Genomic DNA, 22231 nt, shown 5'->3' on the forward strand with positions numbered 1-22231 from the left:
GGATCTAGAAACTTAACTTTGTTGCTACTTCTACTAAACTTTGACAATATGATGAGTTTTATTAGAACTCAATCATTGTAAAAGTAGCAAAGATGCCACGAAAACAACCTATTATTAAAAGTAACAATGAATGCGAAACCAAGCTTCATCACAAAAAACATAATCTGTCTTTTTTAGAGTGGTTTCCCACCAATTAGTGTACTTTGTCCTAGAATATCATCGAGATAAAATTGGAATATATCCACGATACTGCTTCTTCATTCTATATGTTATGATTGACAGAAGAAACTACAGAAAAAAACCTATATAATTAGGCTGTTTATTTACAATTGAAAACAATAGCAATCTCGACTCCTATTTAGTATTATGAGTCGAGGTAATTCTTTAAGATATATATTGGAGGAATAAATCAATGAGTTTATTAGCAATTGACGACTTAAGTCATAGTTTTGGAGATCGTACGCTTTTTAAAGATGTTTCTCTACGACTATTAGCTGGAGAACATGTGGGGCTAGTCGGGGCAAACGGTGTAGGTAAGTCGACGTTAATGAATATAATTACCGGACAACTAATCCATGATACCGGTAGAGTGGAATGGACGCCGAATGTTGAATATGGCTACCTTGATCAACATACAGTATTAACTCCTGGAAAAACAATAAAAGACGTGTTAAATGATGCTTTCTTACCACTTTTTGAACAAGAAAAACAGTTGAATGAGATAACATCACAAATGGCTACTGCCTCTCCAGAGGAATTAGAAGTCTTACTAGAAAAAATGGGAGATATTCAAGATCAGCTTGATGCTGGAGGGTTTTATTCACTCGATCTGAAAGTTGATGAGGCAGCTCGTGGACTTGGCCTAGATGCCATTGGTTTAGAACGAGATGTTGCCACACTAAGTGGGGGGCAACGCACAAAAGTATTACTTGCTAAACTATTATTAGAGCAACCGAAAGTACTATTACTAGATGAGCCGACTAACTTTTTAGATGTTGAGCATATAAACTGGCTTAGCCATTATTTAAAAGAATACCCTCACGCCTTTATGTTAATTTCACATGATACAGAATTTATGAATAGGGTTGTAAATGTCATATTTCATCTCGAATTTTCAAAGTTAACAAGGTATACCGCAAACTACGAAAAATTCCTAGAAATGGCGGACATCAATAAAAACCAACACCTTCAAGCATATGAAAAGCAACAAGAGCATATTAAAAAACAAGAAGATTTTATTGCAAAAAATAAAGCACGATATTCAACTACTGGACGAGCAAAAAGTCGCCAAAAACAATTAGATCGGATGGAAAGGATTGATCGCCCTGAAATGGCGATGAAACCAACATTCGAATTTAAAGAATCACGTGGAAGTAGTCGTTTTGTCTTTGAAGGAAAAGACCTTGAAATAGGCTATACAAATCCACTATTACCTAAGTTAACAATGACGATCGAGCGAGGAGAAAAGATTGCCATCGTTGGATGTAACGGAGTAGGAAAGTCTACGCTATTAAAAACGATACTAGGGACGATCAATCCATTAAGTGGATCAGCTATGCGTGGAGATTTTCTCTATCCATCTTATTTTGAGCAAGAAGTAAAAGTAGAAAGTATTACACCTATTGACGATGTTTGGAATGAGTTTCCACAGTTAGACCAGCACCAGGTGAGAGCAGTACTTGCACGTTGCGGCTTAAAAAACGAGCATATTTCAAGACCTCTTAATCAATTAAGTGGTGGAGAACAAGCAAAGGTACGTCTATGTAAGTTACTCATGAATGAAAGTAACTGGTTACTGTTCGATGAGCCAACAAATCACCTAGACGTCGTTGCCAAAGAAGAGCTAAAACGAGCGTTAAAAGCTTACAAAGGAACGGTTCTCCTAGTGTGTCACGAACCTGACTTCTATGAGGATTGGGTAACAAAAGTTTGGAATGTTGAAGAATGGGCTAACGAAACTATTGAACAAGCATAACTAAGAAAATACCAAATTTTTCAACACCTAAGACTATTCCATAGGTAAAATTAAGCCAATACGGTATAGTTAGACATTCATAAAAACGAATGCACAATCGATTAAGACCGTTAAGTTAACAACTTGCGGTCTTTTTTATTTTCTGATCGAAGGTTGATCTGGTATAAGAAGAAATACTTAATCACCACTATTTCGTAGTAGCTTTCCTTCTATAAAATAGTAATATAACTTTGTTTGTCGCTGAAAATTTGTAAAATCCAACAAAGTTGTAAGCTATTTTACCTCCATCGTTTAAAAAAAGTAAAAGATCCCTTAAAATTTTCTACATCCATCCTTATTTCTTCTCATATCTCTTTTTTAGGCCTTTTCGTAATCTTTGTTGCTATTGCTCCTAAACTAGAAACTTTCGTAACAGTCATCGTTTTATATAAGAAAAATACCACAAAAGCTATGGTATTCGTGGTATTTTTTGTACGAAAACAACAATTTATGAAAAACTCCCTTTTCATATTGACTCTAACGTTACGTTATACTTTATAGTAAAAGTTGAAGGGAGGTTATGACCATGTCAAAGAGAGTTAAAGAAGTTGCAGAATTGGTAGGTATAAGTGTGCGCACACTACACCATTATGATGAAATTGGACTGCTAAAACCAGCTAAAGTGACTGAAGCTGGTTATCGGCTATATACCGATGATAATCTTGAAACATTACAACAAATCCTCTTTTTTAGAGAGCTTGGCTTCCCTTTAAAAAAAATTAAAGAGGTTATTAATAGCCCTTCATTTAACCGGCGTGAAGCGTTAGAACTTCACCAACAAATGTTAATAGAAAAGCGACGTCGGCTGGATAACATGATTACAACGATTAATAAAACAATCAAGCATATGAAAGGAGAAATTCACATGACGAATAAAGAAAAATTCGAAGGCTTTGATTTTAGTCATAATCCCTACGAGGAGGAAGCACGTAAACGGTGGGGAGATCAAGCTGTAGATACAGTAAACACTGGTATAACAAATATGTCTAAAGATGAAAGGGAGCATTTTTCCAAAGAGTGGGACTCAGTGTGTATGAAACTTGCATTACTTCGAGATCGTTCACCTGAATCACAAGTAGCACAAGAAGCAATTAAAGAATGGTATGATCTTTTGAATAAGATAGGAAATTATTCTCCTGAGACATTTAAAGGATTAGGGCAATTGTATGTTAATGATGATCGGTTCACAAGGAATATTGACAAATACGGTGAAGGCTTAGCAAAATTCATGTGTAAATCAATGGAAATTTTTGCAGATAACATGAAGAAATAACCATTATTATTTAACCTAGAAAATTTCCACATACAAAAAGGGCAGAACTCTCCTGCCCTCTTTTCTATGCTAAGCCGTTTTAGGCAACAAAATATTAAAGGTTGTTCCTTTGTTTTCTTCACTTTCAATAAAAACTTTACCATAATGACTTTCAATTATTTTAAAGCTAACCATTAGCCCAAGCCCATTTCCATCTTGTTTTGTCGTATAAAATGGTTCACCTAACTTCTTCATCTTTTCTTCTGGAATGCCTACACCTGTATCATGAATGGAAATTTGAACATGCTCATCGAGAATGACCGCTCTTACCATAAGGTCTCCACCATTTGGCATCGCTTCTATACCATTTTTAATAAAGTTTAAGAAAACTTGCTTTAAGCGATTTTCATCACATGCGACCTTTATTTCTTCCTCGTTATAGTCGAATTTAAGTTTTACTTTCCTTTTTTTAGCTTCAAATTCTAACAATGATAAGACATTATTTATCATTGGTATAATATCCCTCACTTTTAACAATGGTGCATTAGGTTTTGCAAGTACCATAAAGTCCTCAACAATAGAGTTCACTCGTTCAATTTCATCAAGAATAATATCGAGGAATTCCTGTCGTTCAATATTATTTTCATCCTCTCTTAGAAATTCCGCATACCCCTTCATTGAAGTGAGTGGATTTCGAATTTCATGAGCAACACCTGCTGCTAATTGACCGACCGCAGCTAATTTATCTTGTCGATGGAGCATTTCTTCTGTTTTTTTCTGATCTGTGATGTCATTTCTAATCGCTAAATATTGATACGGTTTTCCATCCTCATTAGTAAAAGGTACAATTGTTGTATAAACCCAATAAAATGTTCCATCCTTGGCTTTATTACGAATTTCACCTTTCCATATGTCACCATTCCCTATCGTTTGCCACATGTTTTTAAAGAAATCAGCGGAATGGTATCTGGAGTTCAACAAACTATGATTCTTGCCGAGTAACTCCTCTCTATCGTATTTAGAAATCTTACAAAATTCATCATTTGCATAAGTAATAAAGCCTTGACGATCAGTAATTGCCACAATTGTTGATTGATCTAAAGCATATTTGATATCGTTTATTTCTTTTAATTTATCCTTCAACTGAAGCTCTGTCAGCTTTTTACTCGTAATATCATTTCTAATCGATACATATTGATAAGGTTTTCCTTTGCTATTAAGTAATGGCACAATCGTTGTATCTACCCAATAATGGGTTCCATCCTTTGCTCTATTTCTAATTTGTCCTTTCCATACATCACCATGACCAATCGTTTGCCATAGCTCTCGGAAAAACGTAGATGAATGATAATTAGAATTCAAAATTCTATGGTTCTGTCCAAGTAATTCATGCTCCTCATATTTGGATATTTGCACAAATTTATCATTCACATATGTGATAGATCCTTTAGCATCAGTAATAGCGACAATTGAAGATTCATCTAATGCGGTTGTAATATCCTTTGCATATGTCTCTTTAGTTGCTACTCTTCTATTTAATGAAATGCTATTTGCCAATAGTCCTGTAAAAATCATTATAGAAAATACTAGTACAACAAATAATGCTGTGACATCTTGATTCCCACTTTGCTCCAATCCACCCCCGCCTTGAAACTGGAGGTTAGAGGCTCTAATTAAAATAAAATGATTTTGTACAATTGCACAAGTAATTAGAAAAGAGCAAATCGGTGTGATCCATGTTCGAATAGTTGCAGACTGTGTTGGCAGCTGAAACAAAATCCAAAAAGTAAGTACAAAAGTTCCTAATACGATCATACTTGATAAAGCAACTAGCAACAAATTATAGACAACATCAGACACAGCTGAAATACCAATAATATGGCTAGTGACAAGACCAATCGTCATTACTAAACTACATATGAAAATATGTATAAATTTCGTGGATTTTTTAGTTACTAAAGAAAAGGAAGTTGCGGTAAATAATAGTGCTAGAATGAAAGAAAAAGTCGCTAGAGGTATATGAAATATCTTTATCCCTTTTGGAGCACTAGCAAGTATACCTAAAAAATTAACGATCCAAATGCCAATTGCCATAGAAATAGATCCACTAATAAATATACGTCGTTTATTTTTTTTTGCATTTTTATATATTAATAATAAATCTATAGCCGTATATGTAGCTAATATAGTTAGTATAATCGACAATAATATAAGAAATGGATTAAACGCCCCAACTATATATTCCATTTATCATCCAGTCTCCCTCATTTAAAGTTTACACTATAATTGTAATGGAATTGTTTGCTACATGGAAGGTCTAAAATCTGCTTATACAGAAAAAACACTTAGCTGTGTTTCGTATATCAATGCTGTTTTCACCATGATTGTTTTTTTTCGTACTAAGAAAAAAATAACTATAAACCGAGCATTTTTCATGTATTTAGTCTTCTTAGCAACAAAGTTTATGAAGAAAACCTAAATCAATGACAGGAACGATTCTTGTTTCATTAAGATTGGTGTTCATACTAAAAACTAGCAGAGAAACACAATCTTTTATGGCAAATTTCCTCATAATCAACAAAGTTTTCGAAAAATACCTTTCCAATGTCTAGAAAAACATACCTAACTACTCAAATGTATTAACAATAATGTTAAGTTCACGAATAGTCCCTGTTAATTTGATATTTTCTCAGTCGATATTGAAGGCTCTGTCTACTCATGCCAAGAGCTTTTGCAGTATTAGATATATTATAATCATTGACTTGAAGAGCTTTTGTAATATACTCAACCTCCATATTATTCATATATTCTTCAAGTGTTTTCAATGACTCCTCCTTATTTAATGCAACGTGAATAGCATGCTGCTTAAACTGAGGTTTATTTCTAAATTGAATTGGTAAATGTGCAAATGTAATGTCTTCATTCTCGTCAATAAAATTCATTGCACCTTCTACGATATGTTCCAGTTCTCTTACATTTCCAGGCCAATCATATTCATAAAAAGATCTCATTACTTGTTCGTCGATTTGTTTAACACTCATCCCAAACAGTTTATTATACTTGTTAATAAAACTTTTTAATAATATATTAATGTCCTCTTTTCTATCACGTAATGGCGGAATAAATACTGAGACTACACTTAATCGATAAAATAAATCCTTTCTTAATCGTCCTTCGGCAATTGCATCTATTGGATCTTCATTCATTGTTGCTATAATACGTACATCGATTGGCGTATCTTTCGTGTCTCCGATGCGACGTATACTTTTTTCTTGAAGTGCACGTAACAGCTTTGCTTGTAATACAGGATTCAAAGAATTGATTTCATCAAGTAGTAATGTCCCGCCTTCCGCTTGTTCAAATAACCCTGGCCGCTCTATTGCTCCTGTAAAGGCACCCTTCTTCGTACCAAATAATAGCCCTTCAATAAGATGATCAGGAAGTGCAGCGCAATTCTGTGATATAAAGGGTTTTGCAGATCGAGAACTACCGTTATGAATGCTTTGAGCAAATAATTCTTTTCCTGTTCCAGTCTCACCGACAATGAGCACGGATGACGATGTTCGTGTTGCTCGCTTACTAGTCTCAATTAGTTCCTTCATTACTTGACTATCACTTAAAATATGTTCAAATGTAAAAGTTGCATTTCCTTTTTTCTGCATATTTTCGCGTATAAGTCTCTCAAGTTTAGTTACATCTTTAGCAATTTCCATCGCACCAATCATTTGTTTTTTGCTATCGCTAATTGGAAAAGTATCATTTATAGTTGTAATTTCTTTTCCTAGTAGGTTAAAATATGTTTGTTTTACATTCCTTGTTATATGCAAATGTTGGAGCGCTTGTATGAGTGTGCTTGATTGTTGATCCTGAAATGTATAGCTTTCTAATAAATTTTTGTGTAACACATCTTTACGTTCCATGCCTTCTATTTGTGCCATTTTTTTATTGTATATTATCGTTCGTCCATGCTGATCTATCACATGTACACCGACATCAATTTCATCTACAAGTTGATCAAATATAAACAGAAGCTTATTTTCATGTTCTTTGTTATTCATCTTCATCACCACAATAATATTGTAGATGAACAACATGACAGCCGCAATATAATTATGCACCAATCATACAATGTAATAACATGACGCAAATTTTTTTTGCATAAATACATATTTATATTTGATAAATACTAATGATACAAGTCTATTTCCCACTGACTGTTGTTCTCCACTATGAAATGAACATATACATACCTAGACTTTGTGGCGTTTTTTCTTCAGTAAAACAAGGAATACCATATAAAACCACTTATTACAGTTTAAATTGGGAAACAATAGTGTAAGAAAAGCCTTTTGTTGGCATGGAAATTGCAATGCATATTACTACACTATTTTTAAGTAAAAGAAGGAGAGAATTTGATGAACAATACAACTTCAAATCGCATCATTGAACAAACTGAGAAGTACGGAGCTCACAACTACCATCCACTACCTATCGTTATTTCAAAAGCAGAAGGTGTTTGGGTTGAAGATCCAGAAGGTAATAAATATATGGATATGTTAAGTGCCTATTCTGCAGTTAACCAAGGGCACCGTCATCCAAAAATAATTCAAGCATTGAAAGATCAAGCTGATCAAGTAACATTAACCTCACGCGCTTTTCATAACGATCAACTAGGCCCTTGGTATGAAAAAATTTGTGAATTGACAGGTAAAGAAATGGCTTTACCTATGAATACAGGTGCCGAAGCAGTTGAAACAGCAATTAAAGCCGTACGTCGTTGGGGTTATGACGTTAAAGGTATTGCACAAGATCAAGCTGAAATTATTGCTTGTGAAGGAAACTTTCACGGGCGAACAATGACAGCCGTTTCACTATCTTCTGAAGCTGAATATAAACGTGGCTTCGGTCCAATGCTTCCAGGTATTAAGCTAATACCATATGGCGACTTAGATGCATTGAAAGCAGCGATTACTCCAAATACTGCAGGCTTTCTACTCGAACCAATTCAAGGCGAAGCTGGTATCGTTTTTCCTCCAGATGGATTCTTAAAAGAAGCATATGACCTATGTAAAGAACAGAATGTATTATTTATTGCTGATGAAATTCAAGCAGGCTTAGCACGTACAGGAAAAATGTTTGCTACTGAATGGGAAAACGTAGAACCAGATATGTGGATTCTCGGAAAAGCACTAGGTGGTGGTGTGTTCCCAATCTCTTGTGTAGTTGCAAATAAAGACATTCTTAATGTATTTAACCCTGGTTCTCACGGATCAACATTTGGTGGCAACCCACTTGCGTGTGCGGTATCACTTGCATCTTTAGAAGTATTAGAGGATGAAAAGCTTGCAGAAAGATCATTAGAGCTTGGAAATTACTTCACAGATAAGCTAAAAGAAATTAATAATCCAATGATAAAAGAAATACGTGGCAGAGGGTTATTTATCGGCGTAGAGTTACATGAACCAGCACGTAAATATTGTGAAACACTTAAAGCAGAAGGTTTGCTATGTAAAGAAACACATGAAAATGTTATCAGATTCGCTCCACCACTTGTTATTAAACAAGATGAGCTTGACTGGGCGATTGAACGTATCCAAAAAGTATTAGGAATGTAACGTCTTGGTCTATCACTACAACAAGATAGTGACGAATGACTAAATAAGTGCAATTACAAAATGCTCCAGCGTCTTGATGACCTTAAACAAGCGTTGGAGCATTTTTTACGTTTTAATTATTTGCAACATAGATTGATTAATACGAGTAGGATGAATTCATAATGATAGTAAAAGGATCGTAGTGTGGTGATATTGTTAGAAGGTAAAATAATGCAGGTTACTTTGAAGGGCTAGGGCTAGGCCAACGCCATGCACACCATATGATTGCGATTAACGCTATTATTTCCATAATTAAAAAGAATATATCATCTAGATCATTTATACCACCAAAGATAATTAGCATAATCATTGTAATGAAACTAGCAATAATGTTTATTAAGCGGTTAATTCGGTGCTGTAAAATTCGAGAGAGAATTACCATAGCAATAGGAATCTCTAACAGTATTCCAAATACCAATAAAAGCTCTTCGGTAATTATCGTTCCATTCACATTTCCCATCATCATTTCCTGTAGAAGCCCAGGTCTAAATAATTCATGTATATCCCGAAAAATGACATTTAACAATACAAATATCCACAATGCTGAAAGTGTTGTTTTTCTATCAAGATCAATTACTTTTTTCTCTGTAAGCACTCTCATTCTCCTTTCTTAACGATCTAATTCTACATGCTGTTATTGCATTTATTGATGCTTTTCATACTTAGAGCTAAACATGAATTAACTAACGATCGTAACTTCCTTTCTGATAAAAAAGACTAAAAAATTATATAAAGCATATTTAATTGCCTCAATTTTTTTGTGAACCAAGTTTACGAAAAGAGCTTTGCTGTTTTATACATCAATACAAAACTATTATTTGTAGAACGATAATTAAATCACCTCACCTAGCTAGTGTAGTTAAACTACAGTTATAATCACTTTTCCTCTAGCACGCCCAGTCTCAAGATACTTAAGCGCTTCAGCTGCTTCATTTAACGGAAAACATTTATCAATGACTGGTACGACTTTCTTAGATTCAAGTAGCTCCTTCAAATAAAGCAAATCTTCTTTGTTCGTATGAACCGTTTTCATCATTCCGATTGTCTTCCTGCCAGTTCGAGAAACCCGTCTTCCATTGACGTTAATTTCAATTAAACGAGCAATATTTGTAAATCCTGCTATAGCACAAGTCCCATTCGTTCTTAACGCTCTCTCTAAATCTGAAACAGAACGATTTCCTACAGCATCAAAAATAAGATCATATCCAATTCCATTATTCGTAAAATCTTCATTCATGTAATCAATCACACTATCTGCACCAATAGAACGTACCAAATCCGCATTTTTTGAGCTACACACGCCAGTTACCTCTGCTCCGATTGCTTTCGATATCTGTACTGCAAATGTCCCCAAGCCTCCTGATGCACCATTAACCAACACTTTCTGCCCTGGTTGAATTTTCCCTTCATTGCGCAAGCCTTGCAATGCAGTAAGGGCAGCAATTGGAACAGCAGCTGCTTCTACAAAAGATATGTTAGCAGGCTTCATAGCCAATGCACCTTCAGGGACTGATACATATTCTGCAAAACCTCCCAAGCCTGTTTCAAACTTCTCCCCAAATACTTCATCACCTATCTTAAAATGTGTTACATTGCTACCAACCTCAACAATTTTTCCAGCAATATCTGCACCAAGCCGCATGTTTTTAGGTTTAAAGAGGCCATTTTCTATACGAGCTAAAAATGGCTTCGCTCTCATAAAACGCCAATCAAGTGGATTAGCAGCAGCTGCATACACTTTTACAAGAACTTCTTCTTCCTTAGGAATCGGCTTTACTACTTCTTTGTATTGAAGAACATCAGCTGACCCGTATTTAGTAAAAACAATAGCTTTCATCAGTTTCCTCCTTCATGTTATTTATTAAGGCATAACAAATTTTGGTTATTATTGAATTTTATACATCTTTAGTGTATACTATACGGTGTAGTTTACATTTAGTCAATACCTATTTTGCACTACACGGTGTAGTTTATGTAAAATTTTTTAGAAAGTGAGTATGAAGCGATGGATAGCAAAAAAGTTGTGGAAACATCAAAAAAACGTCAAGCTATTATGGACGGGGCTATTAAAGCCTTTGTAGTAGAAGGATACGAAAAGGCATCTATGGATCGTATTTCCAATCATGCAGGAGTTTCAAAACGTACAGTTTATAATCATTTTTCAAATAAAGATGATCTATTCCAAGCAGTGTTCAAAAGGTTTTTATCTGAACAAGAATTATTAAAAAATATAAGCTATTCTCCTGATAAAACGATTGAAGAACAACTTGAGCTCTTTGCTGATGCAGAACTTTTTCTAGTTAATGACCCTAATCGACTAGCATTGTGTAAAGTCCTTACTACTGTATTTATGCAAGATTATCAGCTACTTAAGGAAACAAAATCTAAATATGGTCCCCCTCACGATAATCTCGTAGCATGGTTAACATCCGCAGATGCAGATGGACGAATGAAAGTACCTGACCCATACATGGCTGCACAAATTTTTCATGCCATGGTCGAAGGAGCTTTAACATGGCCTGCACTTTTCCAGCCTTGTCAGAGTAATGAACAGTTTAAGCCTTTAAAAGATGAAATAATAAAAACTTTTTTAAGCAGATTTGGAAGCAAAGCTTCATGCTAGTTCCACAGTCAACCTTTCATAAAATCAAATGAAACCATTAACGCAAAAGAGGCTAGGACAAAACCCAATTAAAATGAAGAAACCGCACGAAATCAAATTTATAAACCTTGATTTCATGCGGTTATATTTTTGAGTATTGTATAAAAATCAGTTAGATTTGAACTTATATCCCAGCCTCTTGCCATTTTTACTATCCATTTAATGTGTCCATTTCTCTGCCCATCTTTCCAACGCTGTAATCGTTTCAGCTAAGTCTTTACCTTTTTCGGTCAACTCATATTCAATCCGTACTGGAGTTTCAGGATAGACATGCCTAACGACATAATTATCTTGCTCTAAATTTTTTAAGCGCTCTCCTAATACACGGTGACTAATGTTATCAATGTCATCTGTCATCTCTTTAAAGCGCTTCGAGCCTGACAATAACGAACGAATAATTAAAAGAGTCCACCTCTTTCCTAATAAATCACATGTGTGTTGGAAGTTCGCACATGACTTTGATTTTTCCAAACAATTCACCCCCAAAAAGTGCTTATATAAGTAACTTTTTTCATCTTGATTATTTTTTCTTGCGAAGAAATAAGTACGTTTGCAACTATGTGTTTCCTCATCTTTTTATCTATTTAAGGCTGACACTCGCGTAAGCCCGTAATTTAATATGATTTTGTGAATACTGCAACAATGTTTTTGAAAGTCTGTTTTTCACCTTGATTGTTGTTTTTAGCACTAAGGACTTGCCTCGTACATAACTAGAGTACATGACGGCTTTCTTCTGAAAACGATGACAACCTTATAAGTAACAATAGCAGTAAAGGTTACCGAAAGAGCCTTTTGAAATAAGCTTTGCATTCACATATATTGTCTCTTTTTGTACAACACTAAAATAAGCATGTATGCCAATACTCATGATACTATTTTAAAAATTTGTCATCATAACACGAAAGTTACTAGAAGGACTTATATATTTTGACAGATGCGTTATTTCATTATATCATAAAGAAACAGTTAGTTACATTAAGTAAGTAAATAATATAAAGTTACTATAATATTCTATTATGAAAGGAAATGAGATAAATGGTCCGATTAAGTGTGTTAGATCAATCACCCGTACCTGAAGGTGTGACACCTGTCGAGGCGATCAATCAAACAGTGAAGCTTGCTCAAATAACAGAAAAGTTAGGCTATCATCGTTATTGGGTTGCTGAGCACCATAGTTCTACTAATCTTGTAAGTTCCACACCAGAAGTGCTTATATCACATATAGCTGCAAAAACATCAAAAATTCGTGTAGGTTCAGGTGGGGTCATGCTTCCACATTATAGCTCATATAAGGTAGCTGAAAATTTCCGCATGCTCGAAGCGCTTTATCCGAACCGTATAGATTTAGGAGTAGGTAGAGCTCCAGGTGGTCATTCACTTTCAACAATGGCCTTAACAGGAGGAGATACGAAGAAGTTCCATCAATATCCAAACCAAATCCAGGAATTAGTCGGTTATTTACACGAAGTTGAAGAAAATAAGCTACACCCTGGGTTAATAGCAACCCCTGAAATTTCAACAGCACCTGAACTTTGGATGTTAGGTTCTAGTGGTGGCAGTGCTAAATTGGCAGCCGAGTTAGGCGCTTCATATACATTCGCTCATTTTATTAATGGTAATGGTGGGCAAGGTGTCGTTCGTCATTATCAAGAGAACTTTAAACCGTCTCCTGTGAATCAACAGCCTCATACGAGTGTTGCTGTCTTTGTCACTTGTGCTGAAACGAATGAAGAAGCAGAAAAAATAAACAAAAGTATTGATTTAGCAGCACTATTGTTAGAAAAGGGCGAGAGTAAACGTGGGGTTCCTAGTATTCTACAAGCGCAAGAATATCATTATACTGAGATGGATTACATGAGAATGAAAGAAAATCGTAAGAGAATGATCGTAGGTAACCCAATCCAAGTAAAAGAACAACTAGAATCATTAAAAGAATCTTATAATGCAGATGAAATAATGATTGTAACGATTACGCATGACTTTGATGCTCGAGTACGCTCCTATGAACTCATCGCTGATGCTTTTGGAATAACAAATTAACTTATAATGATACAACATTGACTATTGTCTTTAATGAAAGAATAAATATACTATTAATAAATATTTGCAATATAGCTATTTACTACCTTCCAAATATATTATATACTGGATAATGATAGAAATACTAAGGAGGTCTACACATGATAAACGAAACAATTAACTCAACGAACTTAATATGTAATAACCGGCCTCTATTGGATGCTATTCTTTAATAGAACATATTTATTTATTATGCATGTAAAACCATAGAGAGCCTCTCTATGGTTTTTTTATGATGCTAGAAAAAATATGGTGCTTTATATTCACGATAACCATATTTTTCTATAATAGTGTTAAATACTTTTTTGTTGTGCCTCTCTTTAAGAATAATTTTGAGGTACTCCCAAACTAAGTTTTTATATAAATTAATAAGACCATAACGGTCTTTTTTTTATTTTATCTAGGAAGGTGATGATTAAGATGAAAAAGCACATCATTCGATTAAGTAGGCTAATAATATTTCGGTTTTATTAACAAGGCTCATTTTTCGTAAAAGCAAAAAATAGCCATGATCGACGTGTACTAAAAACATATTTCAAATTAAGAGGTGAACTTGTATGCACAATTCAGATTTCCTAAAGGACCTATCCCTTTGGCATTTTTATGACTTAATGCGGAAATGGCGAAGAAAAAAACAAATAAGTAAGGATTAATAATAACTACGTTGAAGATACATTCTTTATAAAATAAAAAATTAGCCAATAGGGTCAGACTTACCAAATCTATTATTTCGCAAAGAGCTGATAGTCTCTTTTACGATTTTGGGGGATCTGACCCTTAACCCTTTTAACAATCATTCTTATAATCTTAGCGACAAACTTACTAGTAGATTACTATCATTCTACTTATATAATAGCCGTAAAATAATCTTTTCCCATATGTTCCATGGTAATAAATGCTTCATGAACACGTTCATTTTTATACCTTTACCAATTTTATAACGAAGCTTTGGATTGTGTTTATTTGCCACAGATACAACCAACTTTGCCACATCTAATGGATTCCCCAAGTTTTTTTCTTCCTTTGCTAGCCTTTCTTCAATTTTTGCTAAATGTGTTGCATAAGGAGAGTCCTCATTCCCTATCCCTGTAGAATTGGATCTTCCCTCCTTCCACACATTTGTGGCGTATGAACCTGGTTCAATCAACACAATATCAATTCCGAATGGCTTACATTCTATGCGTAGCGATTCACTATAGCCTTCAACTGCAAACTTTGAAGATACGTAAGCAGATATAGAAGGAAATCCTATCAAACCTGAAACACTACTCATATTAATAATCCGACCGCTTCTCTGTTTCCTCATTATAGGTAGAATTGCCTGAGTCATTGCCATCAAGCCAAATACATTCGTTTCAAATTGCTTACGGTACTCATCAATCGTAACTTCCTCAGCAAAGCCTCCCACTGCAAAACCTGCATTATTGAGGAGTAAATCTACACTGTTATACTTTGAGCATTTTTCTACTAACTTATTAATAGATTCCTGACTCGTTACATCAACATATTCTATATCTACTTGTTCGAGTAAGTTGTGACTATTTAATTCCTGTTCAAGTTGTGCTGATTTTGTAAGGTCCCTCATAGTTGCGACTACATGAAAACCGGCCTTTGCTAGCTCGATAACCGTTACATAACCAAACCCGCTTGAAGATCCAGTAACGATAGCTGTCTTGTTAATCATCACTTTCCAACCTTTCTTTGTATGATAAATATATAACAATCATATGTTAGATTACTTTTTTATCCAAAATTTTCACTTTGTAAATTATTGTTTTTTTAATATAGAAAATATGACATGATTAATATATGGGTAATTTTTCATATAATCACTACCAGAATTTATTTTCTGTATATATTACAATATACCCTTTTTATCACTTGTCGAACAAAGGATAATTATTGGGAAGGAGGAAAATCTCATGTTGAAAGAGTTACATCCCAATATTCGTATTAGAATATATACGTCGTTTTTGAGTCGCGTGATCGCTTCAATGATTTTCCCATTTATGGCAATCTATTATACGAGAGAGTTAAACGCTACTTATGCAGGATTCTTTATATTAACTCAAGTCGTTATTCAATTTTTCTCTAGTTTATATGGAGGCTATTTTGCTGATACAATTGGTAGAAAAAAAATGATGGTCATTGGTGAATGTTTGAAAGTATTCGCTTTTCTAGGTATGATCACAGTAAATTCCCCCATTTTCACATCACCCTGGGCTACATTTTTAATGGTCATTATTATGGGTGTGGCTTCAGGTCTTATAAATCCAGCAGCTGAAGCGATGCTGATCGATGTAAGTACGAAAGAAACTCGTACTTTAATGTATTCGATCAACTACTGGGCTGTCAATTTATCAATAATGCTCGGATTACTGGTTGGAGGTTGGCTTTTTATAACTCATTTTTTCGAGCTACTAATAATCTTATTTATCATCTCTATCATCACTTTAACGATGACAATTACTCTTATTAAAGAAACATATACTTCAAAAAAACCAGTAGAAGCGTTGAAACCGTACGGAATAAAACCACTACTGCTAAGCTATCAAACTGTGATAAAAGATATACCATTTGTCTTATTTACCATTGGTGGGATAGCAATATTATCACTAGAGCACCAAAGAAACAATTTTATAGCAGTAAGATTAGAAGGGGAAATTATTCCAACAGTTGTGTCTCTATTTGGAAATATACAGTTTTCTTTAGATGGAGTAAAGCTCTTAAGTTTATTATTCGTGGGGAATACGTTAATCATCGTATTGTTTACTTCATTTGTTTCAAAATTAATAAAAAATAAAGCAGAACAGCCCATAATGTATACCGGGTGCCTACTATTTGGTGCAGGATACGCGATTCTCGCCTTTTCAAATGATGTCTTATTGTTGTTTATTGCAATTATTATATTGTCCATCGGTGAACTATTGTTTGTTCCAACTAGACAATCGATTCTAGCAGACATTGTAGATGATACTCGTCGAGGTGCTTATATGGCATTTAATGGATTTATTTTTCAAATTGGCAAAATGTTCGGGGCACTCGGTATCATTGTTGGACAACAAATCGGTGGAATTGGAATGAGCTTTTTATACATATTATTTGCTTTTATCGGAATAGCATTCGCGAGATTAGGAATCCTTAAAAGTTACGAAAAGAGGAAGGACCGAACATCCTCAACGGTTGTATAATTGCTAAGTCATTGAAAAAAGAGGATGACCTAGGTCATCCTCATAAAGATACAAATTAAGATTCTTGAATTTATAAATTAAAAACGTAGTTAAAAAATTTATAAACCCTTGGTACAATAGGGAATCTTTCCATAAACCTTTCGAAATTGTGGCTATCTACTGTCGAACTTTTCTTTAACATTTTCTCTAATTCTTTCTCTACTTTATCTACATATTTTGAGAACTTTGACATACCGTGCTTATTAACTTCTTTCTTCATCTTAGCTAAATCACGTTCAATATGTTTAGCAGATCTTTCTATTTGGCGTACTTCCTTTTTGTCGGTTACATCAGCTAACATTACATCTAAAAGTGTGGCTTTCACTTCAGCTTCATCCATTTGGTCTGTTATGACTAAATCAGCTATTACAGATGCTAGCTCGCCAGCAGGTAAATTATCAGCTTTAAAATCAGCTACTAAACGGTCAAGTTGTACAACAGTGTCTTCAGAAAAACCTATTTGAACTAATACAGGGTCATGGTCACTCGCTGCACCTGACGCTTCTGTAAAGTCTGTATTAATGTTAACAATGTCTACTTCAGTATTAGCTGCTACATTGTTTGATACTAAAATGTGGTCTAACACTTGTGAGTTACCTTCATAAATATATGTGTAGCGTTCTTCCTTAGGTAACTTTTCAATCATGTTTGTTAATACGTCACCTTCTAGCGTACGTAATGGAGCTGAGAATTCAAAATCGTTCATGTCTCCAAGTACTACAAAGTTTGCATCTGGATTCACTGCTAATGCACCTTCAATAAAGTTGTTTAATACTTGTGCTTTTTCAACACGGCTCGGTTCACTACCTAAAACAACAGGCTGTTCACTTCCATACATTGCACCATCACCACGTTTTGAATTCAGGTGATTTGCGATGACTACTACTCTTTCACCATTGAATTCAAATTCAGCAGCAAGTGATTTACGAGAATTACTAAATGCATCATTTGTAGGGTCGATGCGTCCAGGGTTCATTGTTAAGCCATTCTCATCGTAGCCTACAGCAGTTGTTGCATCACCAGCTGGTTTATCAACTAGACTTACGCGCTCTGGGTTATAAATATATCCCACACGGATGTTACCACCAGGTTGTCCACCATCCATCTTGTCTGCTGGTGCGATATCTGTGTACTGATAAGTCGGCCCACCTGCTGCTTCAATTGCTGCAATTAACGCTTCATACGTTAAACTAGCGTCAGTTGTACCGCTATCAGTTGGCCCATCATTATCTTGTACTTCTATTAATCCAACAATGTCAGGAGTTTTTAAGTTTTCAATAATTGAATGAGCAATTTTGTCAATTTTCTCTTGATCAGTTTCAGCAGAGAAGTTTTCGACATTGTATGAAGCTACCGTTAATTTATCTTCTGCTATTTCAATGTTCGTAATTTCTCTTTCTAATCCACCGTCAATGACTTCTGGTAAATCTTCAGTTAACACTAGCTTAAAGTTACTGTAATCATAGCTTAGAACACCAGTTATTGGGCCAGCAAATTGATCACCTGTTTTAAGATCCATATCTTTGCCAAGCTTCACTAACAAACGCTCTGGATTGAAGTCTTCTGGTGAAATGATTACACCACCAGCTTCAGTGCGATATGAATTAACTGCATTATCTACTACTACTGGAACTTCTTCGTATTTAGGATGCCCGACAACTGTCGCACCATCTAAAACGATACGCATTCCTTCTAAGCTTTCGTAGAAATCAATACCATCTTCTTCAGGATCAAATGCAGCAAAGCCATCATTATCAACTACCTTCGTCGGTTGGATACGGTCATCTCCGATCACAACAGGTGCTGGTAATGGTTGATTAGATGCTTCAACTGTTACTGTAGATCCTTTAATTTCTGTCGTTAATAAATCTTTTGCGTCATCGTAACCACGCGGTTTAAACTCTTCAACTTCACCTGTAACAGATACAAGGTCGCCGACTTTCACACCAGAATTATTGAAGTAAACGTAAATTCCTTCTGATGTACGAATGTCGTCATCAGCTTCTACTGACTCCATGAAGAAAGCATTTGAGCCATCTAAGTGTGTTACGATACCTTTTACATTTTTAACAATTTCCCCGTCATATAATGAAACATGTCCTACACCTTGAATATCATGAATATTAAGGGAATCAAGCGGTAAAATTGCTTGGTAATCGAACACAGCAACATCACTTGTTTCTCCGTCTTTAACAACGACCGCTTTAATTGTTACATCTTCTGTAACTTCTATAGCCTCACTATATACTTCACTTGCAGTTGATGGATCTGTGCCGTCTACTGTGTAGTAGATGACTCCACCTTCTACTAAAGTTGTTAATTCAACTGTTGATCCGATTTCAATTGTACCAGATGCTGGGTTTGCAAATACCGAGAAGATATCTTCAACCACATCTATTGCAGATCGTGGTGTAAGCTTATATTCACTAAAATTATAATCAATTACTCCAGTGATATAATCATACGTTTTACCTACTTCTAGTAGACTACGATCTTGTGGGCGTAGTTTGAACTCACCGTTTACATCTACACCAGTGAAGTTTCCATTACTATCTACTTCTGTAATTGTTATATTTTCAACTTTTACTAATTCAGCTTCAACAGCTTCACCTGTAGTGCTAGTTAAATCAGCTGACGATATGATTTTTGGTGCTGGTACACCTTCATTATTGACGATTACGTCAATAGCATCTACTTCTATTTGAGCCATATCATAATATTGATTCATTGTACCTTCTGCTGAAATACGGTCACCAATATTCGCTGCAATATCACCACGAACGACGATTCCAGCTGAATCATCTTGTACGAAAAGATTTGTTTGTCCACCTGTCACGAAAGATGCAGTAACAATTCCTTCAATTTTCGCTTCACTACCTACTTCAAGTGAGCGTGTATCTGCGATTGATTGCACTTCAAGTGGCGCTTTTAAAGTGTATGAGAATGAAACTACATCACTTGCGTCCAGTCCTTCTTTTACTGCAATCGCTTGGATCGTTACATTATCAATAATAGTGATTGGTGTATCATATAATGTGCTTTCTTCCGTTGGCAATGTGCCATCGGTTGTAAAATAAATGTCTGCACCATCAGTTGATGTTGACAAGGTTACTTCTGTGCCAGCTTCTACTTCTCCAGCGTTAACAGAAGCTTTTACTTTTGAAGCTTGTGTCACTTCCCCATCAAAGCTTGTCCAAGTAATATTATCAATGACTACTTGTTTGCCAGAAACATTTACTAACTGAATTTCAACCTCACCAGCAATATTTAGTTCTTCTACTGAAAAGGTATGAACATCAGTATCATCAAAAGCTTCAGACAATCCTATTGATTCACCATTTATAAATAACTCTACTTGTCGGTCTCCGCTTCCAGTGAAGCCTTTCTTTAGATCTACTGAAAAAGAACTAATGCCATCCGAAATAGGGCTAGAAAGTATACTACTATTGTCGCTTGAACGACGTAACATTAACCCCTTATCATCAATCGGATAATCACCTTCATCTCGTGAAGCAACATATGACCAAGTCACCCCATCGTTTCCAACAAAAGAGTTTGTTCCATAACTTCCTGTTGCATTAGAGTTGTCAAAAGTCTCTACAAAAGTTTCTGCAGCAAACGCTTGACTTACAACTCCAGCGTTTAACAAGTTGAACACTAATAAAGCCACCAATACGAAGCTAGTTCGTTTTCTAGTAACCTTAGACACATACATTCTCCTCTCTCAACTATGTTCTTTTGAATGCGTTTACATCCAGAAGCAATATTAAAGGTTAAGAAGTCTGATGTATGACTTCTTACGTTTGCTCCTATTTCATTATAACAAGATTTACATAGTTATATAATAGTGTTCTCTCATGTAAATGTTGGAATACTATTTCCAATTTTTTCGACTGTACTATAAAGAGCCTCAGGTCACTTTTATAAGTGATCTGAGGCTCTAACATTATCAACAAACTACTTGAGATGAACTATAATATCATAGGCTATTAATTAATCAAATCTACAAATAATAGAAATTCTAGTAATATCTTTGCCATTTGATCACGCTTCGTGTAACCAGAAGGATCGAGAGTACCCGTTTCATTTCCCGTTACGATACCAGCTTGATAAACTATTTCTACACTGTCTATTGCCCAACTTCCTATATTATCAACGTCTTTAAAATCAGATATTTTATTCGTATCATCTAATTCATTTTCATCATAACCGACAAATTTCATTGCACGCTGAATCATAACACTTGCTTGTTCACGAGTTAATTTTTCGTAAGGTGCAAATCGGCCATCTTCTTTACCCTTAATTATGCCTGCTTTCACTGCAGCCATTAGCTCTCCTTTTGCATTAAACCATTCATCACCATCGACATCAATAAAGCGTGAATCGTATTCCTCAGAAGATAAGCCTAAAGCACGTACTAGCAAGACAGTAAATTGTGCCCTACTTATATCTTCTTTCGGTGCATACGTACCATCTTCCTTACCTTTAATAATATATTTCGAAGCCAATTTTTCAATATAATCTTCAGCCCAATTTATTCCGTTTACATCACTAAAAGATTGATCGCTTTCCACAAGCATATATTTTGAATTCGTTAATGATTTGATAACAGCTTTTTCCCCTTCAATAAGTGTTGGAACTGGAGAAAACGTCCCATCATCGTTTATGCGAACTGCAACAACCTCATCCTTATTGAGCTGGTTATTACTAATCATTTCTCGAGTAACGTACTGTGTGAAATAATCTATATCTATTGATTTTTCACCAGCAATTGCTTTTACTGAAAAGTCTATAATGTCGGAAACTGGATTTAGGTTATTTTTCAATATAATATCCTCTATACTCTCAGAATGAACAGCATTTATAGAAACTACTATATTTACCTCTTCACCATCGACCCCTAGATCTTTCGCAAGTTCACTAATATTAATCTCTGAAATTGGTAATTTATATACACCGTCTTTATTCGAAATTTCTACTATTGCTTCGTTATTTTTCTTAGCAGCTTCCTTAAACAAATCAAATGGTAACTCAGCTGAAGCTATTTCTCCTTCAGATACATCTTCTAAAGGAATGATAATTGTATCATTTTCATCAGATAATTCAGTTAAGATACTTGCTACCTGATCTTTTGTCACTTTTGTGATAATTTCAGTTTCTCCAGACTCATTCGTTTCTTTTATCACTTCAAATTCAACGGCTGGTTCTTCATCTTCTGGTTTCGGTTTTGGTGAGTTATCTCGTCCACGATTGATATTACCACCAGTCACTTCTATCAGATCAATTTGCACTAACAAAGGATCATGGTCACTCGCTGCACCTGATGCTTCTGTAAAGTCT

At 35.1% G+C, this 22231-nt stretch carries 14 protein-coding genes; 6 read left to right on the top strand and 8 right to left on the bottom strand.

Features of this window, described 5'->3' with window-relative positions; translation table 11 throughout:
* The first annotated feature begins 412 nt into the window (after nt 1–412).
* Nucleotides 413–1975, top strand: a complete 1563-nt coding sequence (locus SLH48_RS16525) for an ABC-F family ATP-binding cassette domain-containing protein (protein ID WP_320259044.1) — start codon at nt 413–415, stop codon at nt 1973–1975.
* Between the two features lie 565 nt (nt 1976–2540).
* The gene (locus tag SLH48_RS16530; protein WP_320259045.1) at nt 2541–3287 is read left to right on the top strand and encodes a MerR family transcriptional regulator; all 747 of its coding nucleotides are present in this window, start codon (nt 2541–2543) and stop codon (nt 3285–3287) included.
* Nucleotides 3288–3356: 69 nt separating this feature from the next.
* Here the strand turns inward: SLH48_RS16530 and SLH48_RS16535 are convergent, their stop codons facing one another.
* Nucleotides 3357–5513 (bottom strand): PAS domain S-box protein, encoded by a 2157-nt coding sequence (locus SLH48_RS16535; protein ID WP_320259046.1) that lies wholly within the window; start codon nt 5511–5513, stop codon nt 3357–3359.
* A 410-nt stretch (nt 5514–5923) separates the two neighbouring features.
* Nucleotides 5924–7324, bottom strand: a complete 1401-nt coding sequence (locus SLH48_RS16540; protein ID WP_320259047.1) for a sigma-54 interaction domain-containing protein — start codon at nt 7322–7324, stop codon at nt 5924–5926.
* 357 nt (nt 7325–7681) lie between these two features.
* Between SLH48_RS16540 and SLH48_RS16545 the strand changes: the two genes are divergently transcribed.
* Nucleotides 7682–8881 carry an ornithine--oxo-acid transaminase gene (locus tag SLH48_RS16545; protein WP_214480551.1) on the top strand — a complete coding sequence of 400 codons (1200 nt, stop codon included), beginning with the start codon at nt 7682–7684 and terminating at the stop codon, nt 8879–8881.
* Between the two features lie 217 nt (nt 8882–9098).
* Here SLH48_RS16545 and SLH48_RS16550 read toward each other — a convergent pair whose 3' ends face one another.
* Both SLH48_RS16550 and SLH48_RS16555 read right to left on the bottom strand, forming a co-directional pair.
* Nucleotides 9099–9515: a DUF6326 family protein gene (locus SLH48_RS16550; RefSeq protein ID WP_320259048.1), complete on the bottom strand. Its 417-nt coding sequence runs from the start codon at nt 9513–9515 to the stop codon at nt 9099–9101.
* A 264-nt stretch (nt 9516–9779) separates the two neighbouring features.
* Entirely contained in the window at nt 9780–10757 is a 978-nt protein-coding gene (locus SLH48_RS16555; protein ID WP_320259049.1) for an NAD(P)-dependent alcohol dehydrogenase, read from the bottom strand.
* A gap of 168 nt (nt 10758–10925) precedes the next feature.
* Here SLH48_RS16555 and SLH48_RS16560 point away from each other — a divergent pair, with 168 nt between their 5' ends.
* Nucleotides 10926–11543, top strand: coding sequence for a TetR/AcrR family transcriptional regulator (locus SLH48_RS16560; RefSeq protein ID WP_320259050.1), 618 nt, complete (start codon nt 10926–10928; stop codon nt 11541–11543).
* A gap of 198 nt (nt 11544–11741) precedes the next feature.
* On the opposite strand, the gene SLH48_RS16565 is transcribed toward SLH48_RS16560, so the two are convergent.
* Complete coding sequence (locus tag SLH48_RS16565) at nt 11742–12053, bottom strand: winged helix-turn-helix transcriptional regulator (RefSeq protein ID WP_250886482.1); 312 nt, start codon at nt 12051–12053, stop codon at nt 11742–11744.
* 564 nt (nt 12054–12617) lie between these two features.
* On the opposite strand from SLH48_RS16565, the gene SLH48_RS16570 reads away from it, so the two are divergent.
* Nucleotides 12618–13622 carry an LLM class flavin-dependent oxidoreductase gene (locus SLH48_RS16570; RefSeq protein WP_320259051.1) on the top strand — a complete coding sequence of 335 codons (1005 nt, stop codon included), beginning with the start codon at nt 12618–12620 and terminating at the stop codon, nt 13620–13622.
* A gap of 880 nt (nt 13623–14502) precedes the next feature.
* Here the strand turns inward: SLH48_RS16570 and SLH48_RS16575 are convergent.
* Nucleotides 14503–15345 carry an SDR family oxidoreductase gene (locus SLH48_RS16575; RefSeq protein WP_320259052.1) on the bottom strand — a complete coding sequence of 281 codons (843 nt, stop codon included), beginning with the start codon at nt 15343–15345 and terminating at the stop codon, nt 14503–14505.
* A 238-nt stretch (nt 15346–15583) separates the two neighbouring features.
* Here SLH48_RS16575 and SLH48_RS16580 point away from each other — a divergent pair, with 238 nt between their 5' ends.
* A complete protein-coding gene (locus SLH48_RS16580) occupies nt 15584–16852 on the top strand; it encodes an MFS transporter (protein WP_320259053.1) in 1269 nt (422 codons plus the stop codon).
* Between the two features lie 70 nt (nt 16853–16922).
* On the opposite strand, the gene SLH48_RS16585 is transcribed toward SLH48_RS16580, so the two are convergent.
* Nucleotides 16923–20600, bottom strand: a complete 3678-nt coding sequence (locus tag SLH48_RS16585; protein WP_320259054.1) for a chitobiase/beta-hexosaminidase C-terminal domain-containing protein — start codon at nt 20598–20600, stop codon at nt 16923–16925.
* A 280-nt stretch (nt 20601–20880) separates the two neighbouring features.
* Nucleotides 20881–22231, bottom strand: a 1351-nt coding sequence (locus SLH48_RS16590) for an S-layer homology domain-containing protein (protein WP_320259055.1), incomplete at its 5' end; no start/stop codon positions are given.

Origin of the sequence: Cytobacillus sp. IB215316, assembly GCF_033963865.1 — a bacterium.
Lineage (GTDB): Bacteria > Bacillota > Bacilli > Bacillales > SM2101 > Nanhaiella > Nanhaiella sioensis.

What these genes read in the sequence shown, in the direction of transcription:
- SLH48_RS16530 (WP_320259045.1), top strand. Translation starts at nt 2,541, where the DNA reads ATGTCAAAGAGAGTTAAAGAAGTTGCAGAATTGGTAGGTATAAGTGTG.
- SLH48_RS16580 (WP_320259053.1), top strand. Translation starts at nt 15,584, where the DNA reads ATGTTGAAAGAGTTACATCCCAATATTCGTATTAGAATATATACGTCG.
- SLH48_RS16540 (WP_320259047.1), bottom strand. Translation starts at nt 7,324, where the DNA reads ATGAATAACAAAGAACATGAAAATAAGCTTCTGTTTATATTTGATCAA.
- SLH48_RS16555 (WP_320259049.1), bottom strand. Translation starts at nt 10,757, where the DNA reads ATGAAAGCTATTGTTTTTACTAAATACGGGTCAGCTGATGTTCTTCAA.
- SLH48_RS16570 (WP_320259051.1), top strand. Translation starts at nt 12,618, where the DNA reads ATGGTCCGATTAAGTGTGTTAGATCAATCACCCGTACCTGAAGGTGTG.
- SLH48_RS16560 (WP_320259050.1), top strand. Translation starts at nt 10,926, where the DNA reads ATGGATAGCAAAAAAGTTGTGGAAACATCAAAAAAACGTCAAGCTATT.
- SLH48_RS16575 (WP_320259052.1), bottom strand. Translation starts at nt 15,345, where the DNA reads ATGATTAACAAGACAGCTATCGTTACTGGATCTTCAAGCGGGTTTGGT.
- SLH48_RS16535 (WP_320259046.1), bottom strand. Translation starts at nt 5,513, where the DNA reads ATGGAATATATAGTTGGGGCGTTTAATCCATTTCTTATATTATTGTCG.
- SLH48_RS16545 (WP_214480551.1), top strand. Translation starts at nt 7,682, where the DNA reads ATGAACAATACAACTTCAAATCGCATCATTGAACAAACTGAGAAGTAC.
- SLH48_RS16525 (WP_320259044.1), top strand. Translation starts at nt 413, where the DNA reads ATGAGTTTATTAGCAATTGACGACTTAAGTCATAGTTTTGGAGATCGT.